Annotated in this window: 15 protein-coding genes; 9 read left to right on the forward strand and 6 right to left on the reverse strand. The window is 65.0% G+C overall.

Features of this window, described 5'->3' with window-relative positions:
• Positions 1 to 4: 4 nt before the first annotated feature.
• The 5 genes from phnK to phnG are packed head-to-tail and all read right to left on the reverse strand — an operon-like array spanning position 5 to position 3,984.
• Complete coding sequence (gene phnK, locus AB3X99_RS08375) at positions 5 to 775, reverse strand: phosphonate C-P lyase system protein PhnK (RefSeq protein WP_069261660.1); 771 nt, start codon at positions 773 to 775, stop codon at positions 5 to 7.
• Positions 772 to 1,701 carry an alpha-D-ribose 1-methylphosphonate 5-phosphate C-P-lyase PhnJ gene (locus tag AB3X99_RS08380; RefSeq protein ID WP_324161765.1) on the reverse strand — a complete coding sequence of 310 codons (930 nt, stop codon included), beginning with the start codon at positions 1,699 to 1,701 and terminating at the stop codon, positions 772 to 774. The genes phnK and AB3X99_RS08380 overlap by 4 nt, the downstream gene beginning before the upstream one ends.
• Positions 1,698 to 2,828 (reverse strand): carbon-phosphorus lyase complex subunit PhnI, encoded by a 1,131-nt coding sequence (locus AB3X99_RS08385; protein WP_368616626.1) that lies wholly within the window; start codon positions 2,826 to 2,828, stop codon positions 1,698 to 1,700. The genes AB3X99_RS08380 and AB3X99_RS08385 overlap by 4 nt, the downstream gene beginning before the upstream one ends.
• On the reverse strand, positions 2,828 to 3,469 hold the full coding sequence (phnH, locus tag AB3X99_RS08390) for a phosphonate C-P lyase system protein PhnH (RefSeq protein ID WP_368605450.1): 642 nt from the start codon (positions 3,467 to 3,469) through the stop codon (positions 2,828 to 2,830). Before phnH ends, AB3X99_RS08385 begins: the two co-directional genes overlap by 1 nt.
• On the reverse strand, positions 3,466 to 3,984 hold the full coding sequence (gene phnG, locus AB3X99_RS08395) for a phosphonate C-P lyase system protein PhnG (RefSeq protein ID WP_368616627.1): 519 nt from the start codon (positions 3,982 to 3,984) through the stop codon (positions 3,466 to 3,468). Before phnG ends, phnH begins: the two co-directional genes overlap by 4 nt.
• A gap of 219 nt (positions 3,985 to 4,203) precedes the next feature.
• Here phnG and phnF point away from each other — a divergent pair, with 219 nt between their 5' ends.
• The 4 genes from phnF (at position 4,204) to AB3X99_RS08415 (ending at position 7,278) form a co-directional block, all read left to right on the forward strand.
• Positions 4,204 to 4,959 (forward strand): phosphonate metabolism transcriptional regulator PhnF, encoded by a 756-nt coding sequence (gene phnF, locus AB3X99_RS08400; protein WP_342946772.1) that lies wholly within the window; start codon positions 4,204 to 4,206, stop codon positions 4,957 to 4,959.
• The gene (locus AB3X99_RS08405) at positions 4,956 to 5,684 is read left to right on the forward strand and encodes a DUF1045 domain-containing protein (protein WP_368616628.1); all 729 of its coding nucleotides are present in this window, start codon (positions 4,956 to 4,958) and stop codon (positions 5,682 to 5,684) included. The genes phnF and AB3X99_RS08405 overlap by 4 nt, the downstream gene beginning before the upstream one ends.
• Entirely contained in the window at positions 5,681 to 6,232 is a 552-nt protein-coding gene (phnN, locus tag AB3X99_RS08410) for a phosphonate metabolism protein/1,5-bisphosphokinase (PRPP-forming) PhnN (RefSeq protein ID WP_069261879.1), read from the forward strand. The genes AB3X99_RS08405 and phnN overlap by 4 nt, the downstream gene beginning before the upstream one ends.
• Positions 6,233 to 6,357: 125 nt before the next feature.
• Entirely contained in the window at positions 6,358 to 7,278 is a 921-nt protein-coding gene (locus AB3X99_RS08415; RefSeq protein WP_368616629.1) for a LysR substrate-binding domain-containing protein, read from the forward strand.
• Between the two features lie 60 nt (positions 7,279 to 7,338).
• Here the strand turns inward: AB3X99_RS08415 and AB3X99_RS08420 are convergent, their stop codons facing one another.
• Positions 7,339 to 8,163, reverse strand: a complete 825-nt coding sequence (locus tag AB3X99_RS08420) for an IclR family transcriptional regulator (RefSeq protein ID WP_368605454.1) — start codon at positions 8,161 to 8,163, stop codon at positions 7,339 to 7,341.
• Between the two features lie 645 nt (positions 8,164 to 8,808).
• Between AB3X99_RS08420 and cyoA the strand changes: the two genes are divergently transcribed.
• The 5 genes from cyoA to pcaF all read left to right on the forward strand — a co-directional run bounded on the left by cyoA (position 8,809) and on the right by pcaF (position 14,147).
• Complete coding sequence (gene cyoA / locus AB3X99_RS08425) at positions 8,809 to 9,702, forward strand: ubiquinol oxidase subunit II (RefSeq protein ID WP_042268346.1); 894 nt, start codon at positions 8,809 to 8,811, stop codon at positions 9,700 to 9,702.
• A gap of 5 nt (positions 9,703 to 9,707) precedes the next feature.
• Positions 9,708 to 11,717 (forward strand): cytochrome o ubiquinol oxidase subunit I, encoded by a 2,010-nt coding sequence (cyoB, locus tag AB3X99_RS08430; protein ID WP_368616630.1) that lies wholly within the window; start codon positions 9,708 to 9,710, stop codon positions 11,715 to 11,717.
• Positions 11,717 to 12,328: a cytochrome o ubiquinol oxidase subunit III gene (gene cyoC / locus AB3X99_RS08435; protein WP_069261671.1), complete on the forward strand. Its 612-nt coding sequence runs from the start codon at positions 11,717 to 11,719 to the stop codon at positions 12,326 to 12,328. The genes cyoB and cyoC overlap by 1 nt, the downstream gene beginning before the upstream one ends.
• A complete protein-coding gene (gene cyoD / locus AB3X99_RS08440) occupies positions 12,329 to 12,649 on the forward strand; it encodes a cytochrome o ubiquinol oxidase subunit IV (RefSeq protein ID WP_069261672.1) in 321 nt (106 codons plus the stop codon).
• A gap of 295 nt (positions 12,650 to 12,944) precedes the next feature.
• Positions 12,945 to 14,147, forward strand: a complete 1,203-nt coding sequence (pcaF, locus tag AB3X99_RS08445; RefSeq protein WP_069261673.1) for a 3-oxoadipyl-CoA thiolase — start codon at positions 12,945 to 12,947, stop codon at positions 14,145 to 14,147.
• The last annotated feature ends 292 nt before the right edge of the window (positions 14,148 to 14,439 follow it).

Raw genomic sequence — 14,439 nt, forward strand, 5'->3', positions numbered from 1 at the left:
CATCCTAGACCGGCAGCACGGATGCCACCAGCGTCTGCGTATAGGGATGTTGCGGGTCGTCCAGCACCTGGTCGGTCAGGCCCGATTCGACCACCGTGCCGCCTTGCATCACCATCAAGCGGTGCGCGAGCAGCCGCGCCACGCCGATGTCGTGCGTGACGATCAACACCGAAAGATGCAGGTTGGTCGTGAGCGTGCGCAGGAGGTCGAGCAGGCGCGCCTGCACGGACACGTCGAGACCCGCTGTGGGCTCGTCCATGAAGACGAGGCGTGGCCCCGTGACGAGATTGCGCGCGATTTGCAGGCGCTGCTGCATGCCGCCCGAAAACGCCGACGGCAATTCGTCGATGCGCTGCGCGTCCAGCTCCACGCGCTGCATCCACTGCTGCGCCGTGTTGCGGATTTGCCCGTAGTGACGTGCGCCGACGGCCATCAGCGGCTCGCCGATATTGGCCCCGGCCGAGACGCCCGCACGCAGCCCGTCACGCGGATTCTGCTGCACGAAGCCCCATTCGGTGCGCGCAAGCAGGCGCCGGCGCGGCTCGGAAAGCGTGCGCAGGTCGAGCGTTTCGCCGTTCGCGCTCGTGTAGTGCAGCGCGCCCGAGTCGGATTCGGTGCGCAGTGCGAGCGTGTTGAGCAGCGTGGTCTTGCCCGAGCCCGATTCGCCGACGATGCACAACACCTCGCCGGGATACAGGTCGAAGCTCACGTCGCGGCAGCCGTTGCGGCCGCCGTACTGCTTCGTGAGCGATCTTGCGCTTAACAGCGGCGTCATGCTTTCTCTCCTGCTTCATTCGTTGCGTGCGCATCGATCTGCTCGCGGCGGTCGTGGCAGTAGTCGCTGTCCGAGCAGACGAACATGCGTTTGCCTGCGTCGTCGACAATCATCTCGTCGAGGAAACTCTCGCGCGAGCCGCACAGGGCGCACGCGTGCTCCCAGCGCTGCACTTCGAACGGGTGGTCGTCGAAGTCGAGGCTCTTCACCGGCGTGTACGGCGGAATCGCGTAGATGCGGCGCTCGCGACCGGCGCCGAACAATTGCAGCGCGGCGTTCATATGCAGCTTTGGGTTGTCGAACTTCGGAATCGGCGAGGGCGACGTGAGATAACGGCCGTTCACGGTCACCGGGTAGTCGTACGTCGTGGCGATGCTGCCGTGCTGCACGATGTCCTCATAAAGCTTCACGCTGATCAGGCCATAGTCGGCCAGTGCATGGAGCTTCTTGCATTCGGCCACGCGCGGCTCGAGCCGGAACAGCGGCTCGGGCATCGGCACCTGATACACGAGAATCTGCTTGTCCGTGAGCGGCGTTTCTGGAATACGGTGCCGCGTCTGCACGATCGACGCCTCGCTCGTGCGGCGCGTGGTGGCCACCCCCGTGGTGCGCGCGAAAAAGCGACGGATGTTCACGGCGTTCGTGGTGTCGTCCGAGCCCTGGTCGATCACCTTGAGCGTGTCCTTCGCGCCGATGATCGCCGCCGTCACCTGGATGCCGCCCGTGCCCCAGCCATACGGCAGTGGCATTTCGCGCGAGGCGAACGGCACCTGGTAGCCCGGCACGGCCACGGCCTTGAGGAGGGCGCGGCGCAGCATCCGCTTGGTCTGCTCGTCGAGGTACGCGAAGTTGTAACCCGAGACGGCCTGAGTTTCGTGCGAGGCGACTTCGGCTGCGGTGGATTGCAAGGTATCGGGCGCGTTCATGCAGCCTCCTTGTTGTGCGCGTCGGCATTCGCGTCGCTGTCGCTGTCGCTTTCGTGCTGCGCGCGCAGCTTGCGCACGAGTTCCAGTTCAGCCTGGAAGTCCACGTAGTGCGGCAGCTTCAGGTGTTGAACGAAGCCCGAGGCTTCCACGTTATCGCTGTGCGAGAGCATGAATTCGATGTCCTGAGTCGGCGAGGCGATCGTCTCGCCCAGCTCCTCGGCGCGCAGCGCACGATCCACCAGCGCCATCGCCATGGCCTTACGTTCCGCGTGGCCGAACGCGAGACCGTAGCCTTGCGTGAATTGCGGCGGCACGTCTTTCGCGCCCGCGAACTGGTTGATCATCTGGCACTCGGTCAAGTCGATCTCGCCGATTTCCACGGCTTCATCGAGTTCGTCCAGCATCATTTCTACGCAGACCGAACCAAAGCGGATCTCGCCCGCGAACGGGTGCGAATGCGCGTAGCCGCGCTGCGTGGCATAGCCCATCGCGAGCAGGAAGCCTTCGTCGCCGCGTGCGAGATTTTGCAGGCGCACGGTGCGATCGGCAGGGAACGCAAGCGGCTCACGCGAGAGGTCGCCGGGCTCGCGTGCTTGCGCCGAGCGCGTTTCCTGCTCGATCAGGCCTTCCTTGTCGAGCAGGGAGACCACGCGCGGCATCGCTTCTTCGGGCGGGGTGGCTCGCGGCGCCTGGGGCTCGGCGCTCGCGGCATCGTCGCCTTCGGCCAGCAGCGCGAAGTCGAGCAGGCGCTGCGTGTAATCGTAGGTCGCGCCAAGCACCTGGCCGCCGGGCACGTCCTTGAAGGTCGCGGAAATGCGGCGCTCCACCACCATGTTTTCCGTTTCGACCGGTTGTGTGTAAGCAAAACGCGGCAGCGTGGTGCGATAGGCGCGCAGCAAAAAGATTGCTTCGACGAGATCGCCAGCTGCCTGCTTGATGGCGAGCGCGGCAAGTTCTTCGTCGTAGACCGAACCTTCGGCCATCACACGCGCCACGGCCAGACGCATCTGTTCGCGGATCTGCGCGACGCTCAGTTCGGGCACGCGCGTATCGCCGCGGCGAGCCTCGTCGAGCAGACGCCACGACGCTTCGATCGCGCGCTCTCCTCCTTTGACGGCGACGTACATCAGTGCATCTCCACGAGAGTGGTGCGCGGCAGGCCCATCAGGCGGTCGCCGCACACGAGATAGAAGTCGATGCCGCACGGGAAGTGCGGCGCGAGGGCGGCGCGTTCGCGCCAGAAGCGCTCGGGCAGACCGACGGGCGCGATGCTGCAGGTCGTTTCGATGCCGGGGCCGCGCAGCGTGAGCGGTGCGCCGCCGGTGAGGGAATCGACACGCGCGAACACCGTGGCCGACTGCTCCGGCGACTCGGGCGTGCCGCTCGCGAAGTCGTCGAGCGGCGGCAGGGCGGCGGCGTCGTGCACATAGGCGAACGCGGCTTCGCGCGCCTGCTGTGCAAGCGGCGCGCCTGCATGAAAGCGCAGCGCGGCCGCGAGTGCGGCGTCGGGCTGGGCGAGCCACACCGGCGTAGCGTAGTCTGCGAGTGCGAGCAGCGAGGCGAAGGCAGCGAGGCCGGCGCGCGCGGGGGACGCATCCGCCGCCGTGGCCGCCGGCAGCGGCGTTTCGATCACGCCGATCGTGCCGGGTCGCGCGAGCGCGTCGAGCAGCGTGCGGAACACCGTCTGCGTGTCGTGAACCGGATCGCCGAAGCCGGGCGCGAGCGCCGCGAGCAGATCGGGCGTCATGGCATTGCGTTGGTCGCTCATGCGTCACCTCGAACCATCGTGAAGAACTCGACCCGCGTGCTGGCGGCGTCGGCGCGGCGCGCGTCGCGTTGTGCGGCGAGACGCGCGGCGAGCGGCTCGATCAACCGGGCGTGCAACTGGTCGTGGCGCGCGGGGAGTTGCAGCAGCGCGTCGGCGAGGGCCGCCAGCTCGGCGCGGCGCTTGTCGCGGCCCAGATGGCAGGCCACGCCGACCGGGCCGGACTGGCCGGCATCGCCGCCTGCGGTGCGCTCAATGCCCGAGGCGCGCAGGCGCAGCGTGGCGCGCGTGACGGTGGCTTCGCCCAGATTGAAGGCGTCGCCGGTGCCGCCAACGCGCCCACGTACCATGGCCAGTCCGGTTTGTGGCGGACGCAGCCAGTCGAAAGCGGGCTCGGGCGCACCGGCGAGCGCGGCGCTCAGCGCCGCTTCAAGCTCGGCGCGCGGGGTATGCGCGAGAACGGCCATCCATGCGCGGCGGGTCGCCGACGCGGAGGATGGGGTGGAGGAAGCGTTCATCGGAGTTCCTGTGTCGTGAACGGGGGGAACGGACATGGCAACTGCGCCTTTCGAACAGCCTTGTCTGGACCTCGATTGAACCATCTATTCATCTAAACGTCTAGACGTTTAGTGGTGCAGTCGTCCAGTGCGGACGCAATGAAGGTTTTCATATTTCCATCACGCCCTGCGCACTACAATGCACAAAACGCTATTGGAACCGAGAGGAATGACAGCACCATGACATCGAACGACGAGGCGCCGTCCAGCCTGCTTGAGCGCGGCGCGGGTGTGGCGGTGTGGCGGCAGATCGAGCAGATCCTCGCGGCCGAGATCGCCGCGAAGGGTTTCGGCGAAGACGGCCGGCTGCCTAGCGAAGGCGAGCTTGCGCGCCGCTTCGACGTGAACCGCCACACGGTGCGGCGCGCGATGCTGGGCCTTGCGGCGCTGGGGCTCGTGAGCGTGGAGCAGGGGCGCGGCACTTTCGTGCAGCCCGGCGCGATCGACTACACCATCGGCAAGCGCACGCGCTTTACCGAGAACCTGAAGCGCCATCAGCATTCGGCGGCGGGCAAGCTGCTGTCGTCGTCGCGTGGCAAGGCGGACCCCACGGTCGCCAAGGCCCTGGGGCTGCGCGCGGGCGCGCTCGTCTACCGGCTCGAAACGCTGCACGAGTCGGACGGCGTGCCGCTCACTTACGCGCGCAGCTGGTATCCCGCCGCGCGCTTCGCCGATCTGCCCGTGGTCATGGAGCGCGTCGACAGCACCTCGAAGGCCCTGGCCGAATACGGCGTGGCCGACTATCTGCGCAAGTGGAGCCGTATCGGCAGCGTGCTGCCCGAGGCCGAGGTGGCGCGGCGCCTGAACATCAACCGGCAGCAGCCGGTGCTGTGGGTGGAAAACGTCGACGTCGACCTTGATGGTGTGCCGATCAAGTACGGTATCACGCACTTCGCCGCCGACCGCGTGCAGTTGATGGTGGAGCACGACATATGAGCGTGCTGCACGAAGACTGGAGCGAAGCCGCGCGCTTCGCGCTTTACTATGCGCCGCCGCGCGAGTCGGCGTGGTGGCAGGCGGGCTGCGCGTGGCTTGGCCGCGATCCGGAGACGGGCGACACGCTCGCGCCGCCGCCGTGGCTCGCAGGCCTGCCGCAGCCGCTGGAAACGCTCACGGTCGCGCCACGTCGCTATGGCTGGCACGGCACCCTCGTGCCGCCGTTTCGTCTCGCGCCGGGCATGACGCCCGCGGCGCTCCTCGCCGCCGCGCAGCAGTGGGCGCAAGGGCAGGCGCGCTTCGACGCCAATGTCGAGGCGGCGCTGCTCGGCCGCTTCGTGGCGCTGCGCCCCGCCGACGATGCCGGCGAAACCGCCCTGCGCGAACTGGCTGCCGACGCACGGCGCGCGCTCGGTTCGCTGCGCGCCCCGCAAACGCCCGCCGAACTCGCGAAGCGCCTCGACGCGCCGCTCACGCAGCGTCAGCGCGCTTACGTCGAAGCGTGGGGCTATCCGTACGTGTTCGAAGAATTCCGCTTTCACATGACGCTATCCGATTCGCTGAACGACGCGCAAACGTGCGCGCAACTCGTCGATGCCTGGAACACGCAGATGCAGGGTGCCAACCCGCTGCCGGTGGAGGGCGCGGCGCTCTTCGTCGAGCCCGAGCCGGGCGCGCCTTTCGCGCTGTGGCGCCGCTTGCCGTTCGCGGGGGCCCGCGCATGAAGGGCGGCCTGATCTACGTAATGGGGCCTTCGGGTGCGGGCAAGGACACGTTGCTGCGTTACGCGCGCGAGCGCCTCTCCGGTGAAGACGTCGTCTTCGCGCATCGCTACATCACGCGCGAAGACAGCGGCGGCGAGAACCACATCGCGCTCACCGAGGCCGAATTCGAGGCGCGCTCGCAGCGCGGCCTCTTCGCGTTGCAATGGCGCAGCCACGCGCTGCGCTACGGCGTGGGCGTGGAGATCGACCAATGGATGGCGCTCGGCTGCACCGTCGTGGTGAACGGTTCGCGCGCCTACGCGGGCGAGGCGTTCGAGCGCTACCCGCGCATGACGCTCGTGCACATCGAGGCCGCGCAGCACGTACTCGCCGCGCGCCTCGCTTCCCGGGCGCGTGAAACGCCCGAGCAGGTCGCGTTGCGTCTTGCGCGGCGCGCGCCGTTCGAGGTGCCGTCGGGCGCCGCGTTTGCGCGCATCGACAACTCGGGGCACCTGGAGGAGGCGGGCGGGGCGTTCGTCAAGCTCGTGCTGCAGGTGGCGGCCGGATAGTTTCCGCGCCGTCCTCGAGCGCCGCTTAACAGTCGCTTAAGGGCTCGAATGGGCGGGGGGATTTTTGGTTGGGCGTGGTTGCCGTGAGAAGATGCAGGCGACCCGAGAACTCAACGAGAATGCCCTTGGACCGTTTCCAGGAGATGCAAATTTTCACGCGCATCGTCGACCGCCGCAGCTTCACGCAGGCGGCCGAGGACCTGAACCTGCCGCGCGCGACGGTCACCAACTCGATCAAGCGTCTCGAAGCGCGCCTCGGCGTGCGTCTGCTCGAACGCACCACGCGCCAGGTCAAGCCGACGCTCGATGGCGATGCCTACTACCAGCGCTGCATGCGCCTGCTCGCCGACCTCGAGGAAACCGAGGAGGCGTTTCGCGACACCGATCCGCAGGGGCGTTTGCGGGTGAACATGCAGGGCACGCTCACGCAGTATTTCGTGATGCCGCGCCTGCCCGACTTTCTCGCGCGCTATCCGCGCGTCGAGCTCTTCATCGGCTCGGGCGATCACTTCGTCGATCTCGTGCGCGAGGGCGTGGACTGCGTGCTGCGCGCGGGCGAGCTGGCCGACTCTTCGATGATCGCGCGGCGCGTGGCGCTGCTCGAGCAGGTGACCTGCGCGAGCCCCGCGTATCTGGAACGGCACGGCGACCCGGAGTCGATCGAGGCGCTCGCCGGCACGCACACGGACAATCCTGGCCGGCCCGGCCATCGGGCCGTGAACTATGTGTCGCCGACCACGGGCCGCGCGCTTCCGCTCGAATTCACGACAGCCGACGGTATCGCCCGCGTGACGCTGCCGGGCCCGGTGGCCGTGAACGGCGCGGAACTCTATACGGCGGGCGCGCTGGCGGGGCTCGGCATCGTGCAGGTGCCGCGCTACCGCGTGCGCGACCTGCTCGCCAACGGCGAGCTGTGCGTCGTGCTGCCCGCGCATCCGCCGCCGCCCTTGCCGGTCTCGGTGCTTTACCCGCAGAACCGCCAGTTGTCGCTGCGCGTGCGCGCTTTCGCCGACTGGCTCGTGCAGGTGTTCGCCGAAGTTGCCTGAAATGGCTCGAGCGCAGCCGGGGCAGCTTGCCCAGGCGCGCCCGCTTGCGATCCGTTGTTTTTACGTGCGCCGCGCGACCATGCCGGACACACGCGCCGCGGCTTGCTGAAGCGGTTCGAGGAAGGTCTTGACCATCTGCCTGGCGGACGTGCGCTGTGCGTTGCCGCTGATGTTCATCGCGGCGATCACGCGGCCCTGCCGGTTGCGGATAGGCGCGGAGATCGAGATGAGTCCGCCTTCCAGTTCCTGATCGACGATGGCCCAGCCCTGCTGGCGCACCTGGGCGATGATCTTCTTGAGTTCGCCGACGTCGGTGACCGTGCGCCCCGTATGCGCATAGAGCGGCGAGGAGCCGAGCGTTTCGTCGAGCGCGGCTTCGTCGAGCGAGGCCAGCAGCACGCGCCCCATGGAGGTGCAGTACGCGGGCAGACGGCTGCCGATCGAGAGGTTGATCGTCATGATCTTGTGCGTGGGCACGCGCAGCACATAGACGATCTCGGTGCGGTCGAGCACGGCCGCCGAGCAGCTCTCGTGCACTTCCTGCGACAGCTCTTCCATCACCGGCTCGGCGAGGTTCCAGAACGGCATCGACGTGAGGTACGCGAAGCCCAGGTCGAGAATGCGCGGGGTGAGGCGAAAGAGCCGCCCTTCGGCTTCGACGTAGCCGAGCGTCTGCAGCGTGAGCAGAATGCGGCGCGCCCCGGCGCGCGTGAGGCCCGTGGCGGCGGCGACGTCGGTGAGGGTCTGCTCGGGATGCTCCGCGTTGAATGCGCGGATCACCGAAAGCCCGCGCGCGAACGACTGCACATAGGAGTCGCCCGGTTTTTCGGGGATCTCGTGCTGGTCGGCGGAGCGGTCTGGCGAGGCACTGGAAGCGGAATTCATGGGCGTGGCGTTCGGTCTTGCTGCGGCGCTTGGAGAACCTATCAAGATAACCCAAGGGATCGGTTTCGCCAACAAGCGGCGAGGTCGGGCGGCCGCTCACTGTCGGGGCATGGCGCCTGCGTCAACATCGATAGTGCGGCGTCGCGTGACATGCGTCAAATGCGCACATCAGATCATTTGGCAGTCAGTTATTTGATTTCAGTCAATTGGATTTTGTCTAAAAATGATTGATTCGTGAGTCGATTGCGTATGTCTGAATATCGGCAATTCCTGAAATTAAAACGAGATAAGAGTCATGTCGAAATTCGAATGAATCGGCACACTTTCTGACGATTCTTCGACCGCGCCGCGCGTGTCGCCGGTGCCCATCCTCGCTTGCCCGCGCACTGGGGAATCACGCTGAAACCACTGTGCGGCGGGCGTTTGCGAGATGAAAGCTATTGGAAAGATATTTGCGGCTTTCCGTCGCGCTTGCCTGGGCGTGCTTTGTCCCGCTGGCCAATCCTTAGCAAAGATCAAATTTTGAGATTGGGGTTTCCGTAGAATCGCGCTGAATACGATACGGGTGCATTTTGCGTGGCGAATTTGCGATGCAAATGTGTTGGGTGTTACGCGTTTTGGTGGACAACGGAAGAACAGGCAAACATGAAAGACAGAAAAGCCTTTAAAAGGTGGTTAATCCCCCTCGGCAGCGGGCTGCTCGTTTCTCTTGCGGGGTGCAGCGGCAATTTTGCCGTGCTGGACCCGAAGGGCAGCGTGGGCGCGGCCGAGAAGTCGCTCATCCTCACGGCCACATGGGCCATGCTGCTGGTCGTGGTGCCCGTCATCATCCTGACGCTCCTGTTCGCGTGGCGCTACCGCGCCTCGAACCGCAACGCGACCTACGCGCCGAAGTGGGCCCACTCCACGGCAATCGAAGTGGTGGTCTGGGCCATTCCGGCCGCGATCATCTTGTTCCTCGCCATCCTCACGTGGCGCACCTCGCACGAACTCGACCCGTACAAGCCGCTGGAGTCGAGCGTGAAGCCCATCAACGTCGAAGTCGTCGCGCTCGACTGGAAGTGGCTCTTCATCTACCCCGACCTCGGCATTGCTTCGGTGAACCAGCTCGCCGTTCCGGTGGGCACGCCGGTCAACTTCCGCATCACGTCGGACGCTGTGATGAACTCGTTCTTCATCCCGCAACTGGGCACCCAGGTCTACGCGATGGCGGGCATGCAAACGCGTCTGCACCTGATCGCCGACGAAGCGGGCGATTTCGACGGGCTCTCGTCCAACTACAGCGGCAAGGGTTTCTCGGACATGAAGTTCCGCACGCTCGCCACGAGCCAGCAGGACTTCGACGCGTGGGTGCAGAAGGTGAAGACGTCGTCCACCCAGCTTTCGATGGACGAGTACGCAACGGTCGCGAAGCCGCAGGAGAAGGCGCCGGTGCAGTACTTCTCGACCGTCGACCCGAAGCTCTTCAATAACATCATCGCGAAGTACAACAACGGGCACGTCACGAATTTCGACCCGTCCTGCGTGACCAAGGGGTAAGCAGCATGTTCGGAAAACTCACATTAGAGGCGATCCCGTTCGATCAGCCCATCATCATGGGCGCGGCGGCGTTCATGGCGCTGATCGTCGTCGGCGTGCTCGGTCTCGTCACCGTGACCGGCAAGTGGAAGTACATCTGGACCGAGTGGCTCACGAGCGTGGACCACAAACGCATCGGCGTGATGTACATGATCGTGGCGGTGCTCATGCTCGTGCGCGGCTTCGCCGACGCGGTCATGATGCGTATCCAGCAGGCCATGGCGTTCGACTCGCCCGGCTATCTCCCGCCGCATCACTTCGACCAGATCTTCACGGCGCACGGCGTCATTATGATCTTCTTCATGGCGATGGCGCTCATGGTCGGCTTCTTCAACCTCGTCGTGCCCCTGCAGATCGGCGCGCGCGACGTGGCGTTCCCGTTCCTGAACTCGCTCTCGTTCTGGATGACGGCGATCAGCGCGATCCTCGTCAACATTTCGCTCGTGGTCGGCGAGTTCGCGAAGGTGGGCTGGCTCGCGTATCCGCCGCTCTCTGAGCTCCAGTTCAGTCCAGACGTGGGGGTGGACTACTACATCTGGGCAGTGCAGCTTTCCGGTGTCGGCACGCTGATCACGGCCGTGAACTTCTTCGTCACGATCGTCAAGATGCGCGCGCCCGGCATGACGCTCATGAAGATGCCCGTGTTCACGTGGACCGCGCTGTGCTCGAACGTGCTCATCATGGCCACGTTCCCGATCCTCACGATCGCGGTGGCGCTGCTCGGCCTCGACCGCTACGTCGGCACGCACTTCTTCACGAACGAGCTGGGCGGCAACGCCATGCTGTATCTGAACCTGATCTGGGCGTGGGGCCACCCCGAGGTGTACATCCTCGTGCTGCCTGCGTTCGGCATCTACTCGGAAGTGATGGCCACGTTCTGCAAGAAGCCGTTGTTCGGCTACAAGACGATGGTCTACGCCTCGTGCGCGATCATGGTGCTGGCGTTCCTCGTGTGGGCGCACCACTTCTTCACGATGGGTGCGGGCGCCGATGTCAACGCGTTCTTCGGTATCGCGACGATGATCATCGCCATTCCCACCGGCGTGAAGATCTTCAACTGGCTGTTCACGATGTATCGCGGCCGTGTGCACTTCACCGCGCCCGTGCTCTGGACCGTCGGCTTCATGGTGACGTTCTCGATCGCCGGCATGACCGGCGTGATGCTCGCGATTCCGGGCGCGGACTTCGTGCTCCACAACTCGCTCTTCCTGGTCGCTCACTTCCACAACGCGATTATCGGCGGCGTGGTGTTCGGCTACCTCGCGGGCCTGCAGTACTGGTTCCCGAAGGTGTTCGGCCTGAAGCCCAGCGAAAAGCTCGGCAAGGCGTCGTTCTGGTGCTGGTTCGTCGGCTTCTACGTGGCCTTCGTGCCGCTCTACGTGCTCGGCTTCATGGGCGCAACGCGTCGTACCAACCACTACGATGTGCCCGAATGGCATCCGTACTTCGTGGTCGCCGCGATTGGCTCTGCGATCATCGCGGTCGGCGTCGTGTTCCAGGTCCTGCTGTGGGTCATGGCCTTCGTGAACCGCAACAAGGCCGAATGCAAGGACGTGACCGGCGATCCGTGGGACGGCCGCACGCTCGAATGGGCAACGTCGTCGCCGCCGGCGGTCTATAACTTCGCGGTCATTCCGCACGTGGACGGCATCGACGCTTTCGCGCACATGAAGGAAGCGGGCCGCGCTCCGGGCCTCGCCGCGAAATACAGCGACATCCACATGCCGTCGAACACGTCGGCGGGCCTCTTCATCGGCATGTTCAGCCTCGTGCTGGGTTTCGCGGCCGTGTGGCACATCACGTGGCTTGCGGTGCTCGGGTTCGTCGGCGTCGTGCTGACGGTCATCCTCAAGAGCTTTGGCAACAACGACGGTTACTACATTCCGGCCGCGAAGGTCCGCGAGATCGAAGAAAGCCGCTTTGGCACCGGCGCCGCCGTGGCCAAGCGCGACCTGGTCGCCGAGGAGGCAGTCTGATGTTACAGAAAACCAATGCGGCAACCCTTGCCGAACTCGATCAGCACGATCACCCGCAGTCGCACTCGGTATTCGGCTTCTGGGTCTACCTGATGACCGACTGCCTGCTGTTCGCGGCGCTGTTCGCCACGTTCGGCGTGTTGAGCCAGCAGTTTGCGGGCGGCCCCACGGGCAAGGACCTGTTCGATATTCAGGGCGTGGCGCTCGAAACGGCCGTGCTGCTGTTTTCGAGCATCACGTACGGGTTCGCGATGCTCGGCGCGCATCAGCGCAAGAACGGCGTGGTGCTCGGCTGGCTCGCCGTCACCTTCATTCTGGGTGCGTCGTTCCTCGTGCTCGAACTGCGCGAGTTTTCGCACCTGATCGCAGAAGGCGCCGGCCCGCAGCGCAGCGCGTTCCTGTCGTCGTTCTTCACGCTGGTCGCCACGCACGGACTGCACGTGTTCTTCGGCCTGCTGTGGATGCTCGTGATGATGATCCAGGTGGTTCGCGCACGGGAGTTGGGCGAGCAGGAAATCCGCCGCCTCACGTGCCTGAGCCTCTTCTGGCACTTTCTCGACGTGGTGTGGATCTGCGTGTTTACTTTTGTCTATCTCGGGAGCGTGCTCTAAATGGCTCAATCTCATGCAGAGTCGCACGGCAGCCTCGGCAGCTATGTGGCGGGCTTCATTCTTTCGGTGCTGCTTACCGCGGGCGCATTCGGCGTTGTCCTGCACGGCACGCTCGATGCCTCCGCGGCCTTGATAGTGATCGCGGTGCTCGCCTTCGTGCAGGTGGTCGTGCACCTCGTGTTCTTCCTGCATCTGAACACGTCGCCGGGGCAGGGCTGGAACGTCCTGTCGCTGGCGTACACGGTGCTGGCCGCCGCGTTCCTGATCTTCGGCACGATCTGGGTCATGCACAATGTCGGCGCGCTCATGATGTCGCGTTAAGCGTTCGCCTCACTGGCTGGCGCCTCGCGCCCGCCTGAACTCGCAAAGCCGCACGGGCCAACCGTCCTGTGCGGCTTTTTCGTTTTTGGAGCCAGGTCCGCGTGCTTGACACTCGTCCCAGGACGCGCCTATTATGGCCGTCAAATTGTTCGATTAACGATCATCGGTTCGGTATTCGAACAAATCGCACGAGGACGTGCGCGCTCGATCTCCCATTTTCGCCCGCGCAGTCCGTCAATCTCAATCATCTTTGCATGGGATCGCATCAAGTGCGTGCGATCGAAAGGAGACTCACATGACGGAAGCATTCATCTGCGACGCGGTTCGCACACCTATCGGCCGCTACGCGGGCGCCCTTGCCCAGGTTCGCGCCGACGACCTCGGCGCCGTGCCGCTCAAGGCGCTGATGGAGCGCAACAAGGACGTGGACTGGACGGCGATCGATGACGTCATCTACGGCTGCGCGAACCAGGCGGGCGAGGACAACCGTAACGTCGCGCGCATGTCCTCGCTGCTGGCGGGCTTGCCGCAGGCCGTGCCGGGCTCGACGGTGAACCGCCTGTGCGGCTCCGGCATGGACGCCGTGGGCATTGCCGCGCGCGCGCTCAAGTCGGGCGAAACGGGGCTGATGATTGCGGGCGGTGTGGAAAGCATGAGCCGCGCGCCGTTCGTCATGGGCAAGTCGACGAGTGCCTTCGCTCGCGACGCCGCGATTTACGACACGACGATTGGCTGGCGCTTCGTCAATCCGCTGATGAAGCAGCAGTACGGTGTGGATTCGATGCCGGAAACGGGCGAAAACGTCGCCGTCGACTACAACGTGAGCCGCGCCGATCAGGATGCGTTCGCGGTTCGCAGCCAGCAGAAGGCGGCTCGCGCACAGGCGGATGGCACGCTTGCGCAGGAGATCGTCGCGGTGACGATTGCCCAGAAGAAGGGTGATCCGATTGTTTTCTCGCGCGACGAGCATCCGCGTGAAACGAGCCTCGAAGCGCTGGCCAAGCTCAAGGGCGTCGTGCGCCCGGATGGCTCGGTGACGGCAGGCAATGCTTCGGGCGTGAATGACGGCGCTTGCGCGCTGCTCCTCGCCAATGAGGAAAACGCGAAGCGTTTCGGGCTCGTGCCGCGTGCGCGCGTGCTCGGTATCGCAACGGCTGGCGTCGCGCCGCGCGTGATGGGTATCGGTCCCGCGCCCGCTACGCAGAAGCTCCTCGCGCGTCTGAACATGACCATCGACCAGTTCGATGTGATCGAGTTGAACGAAGCGTTTGCTTCGCAAGGCCTCGCCGTGCTGCGCATGCTCGGCGTCGCCGATGATGATCCTCGCGTCAACCCGAACGGCGGCGCGATCGCGCTTGGGCACCCGCTCGGGATGAGCGGCGCACGTCTCGTGACGACCGCCACGTATCAGCTCCATCGCACGCAAGGGCGCTTTGCGCTTTGCACGATGTGTATCGGCGTGGGGCAGGGGATTGCGATCGCTATCGAGCGCGTCTGATTTTTCGTCGCCCTGAATTGAAAGCCGCGGGTCGATTTGATCCGCGGCTTTTTCGTTAGAAATTTCGCGCTACGCAACAATTGCGCGATCCATTTCACCACGTAATCGCACGGGAATTTGAGCCTCAGCAAACCCCTCGGCAATTAGCCGTATTGGGTTGCGGTAAGTTGACCCGCTTCCGGGCAGGCAACGTCCGCGTTCTAAAAGCCGCGCGTAGAATCGGCCGCACTTCGGCACCACACGCCGATGCGAATACGGCAATCATTTCAAACCCGTTTGACGAGGAGAATGT

Origin of the sequence: Paraburkholderia sp. BR10882 (assembly GCF_040948855.1) — a bacterium.
In the GTDB taxonomy this organism is placed as follows: Bacteria; Pseudomonadota; Gammaproteobacteria; order Burkholderiales; family Burkholderiaceae; genus Paraburkholderia; species Paraburkholderia nodosa_A.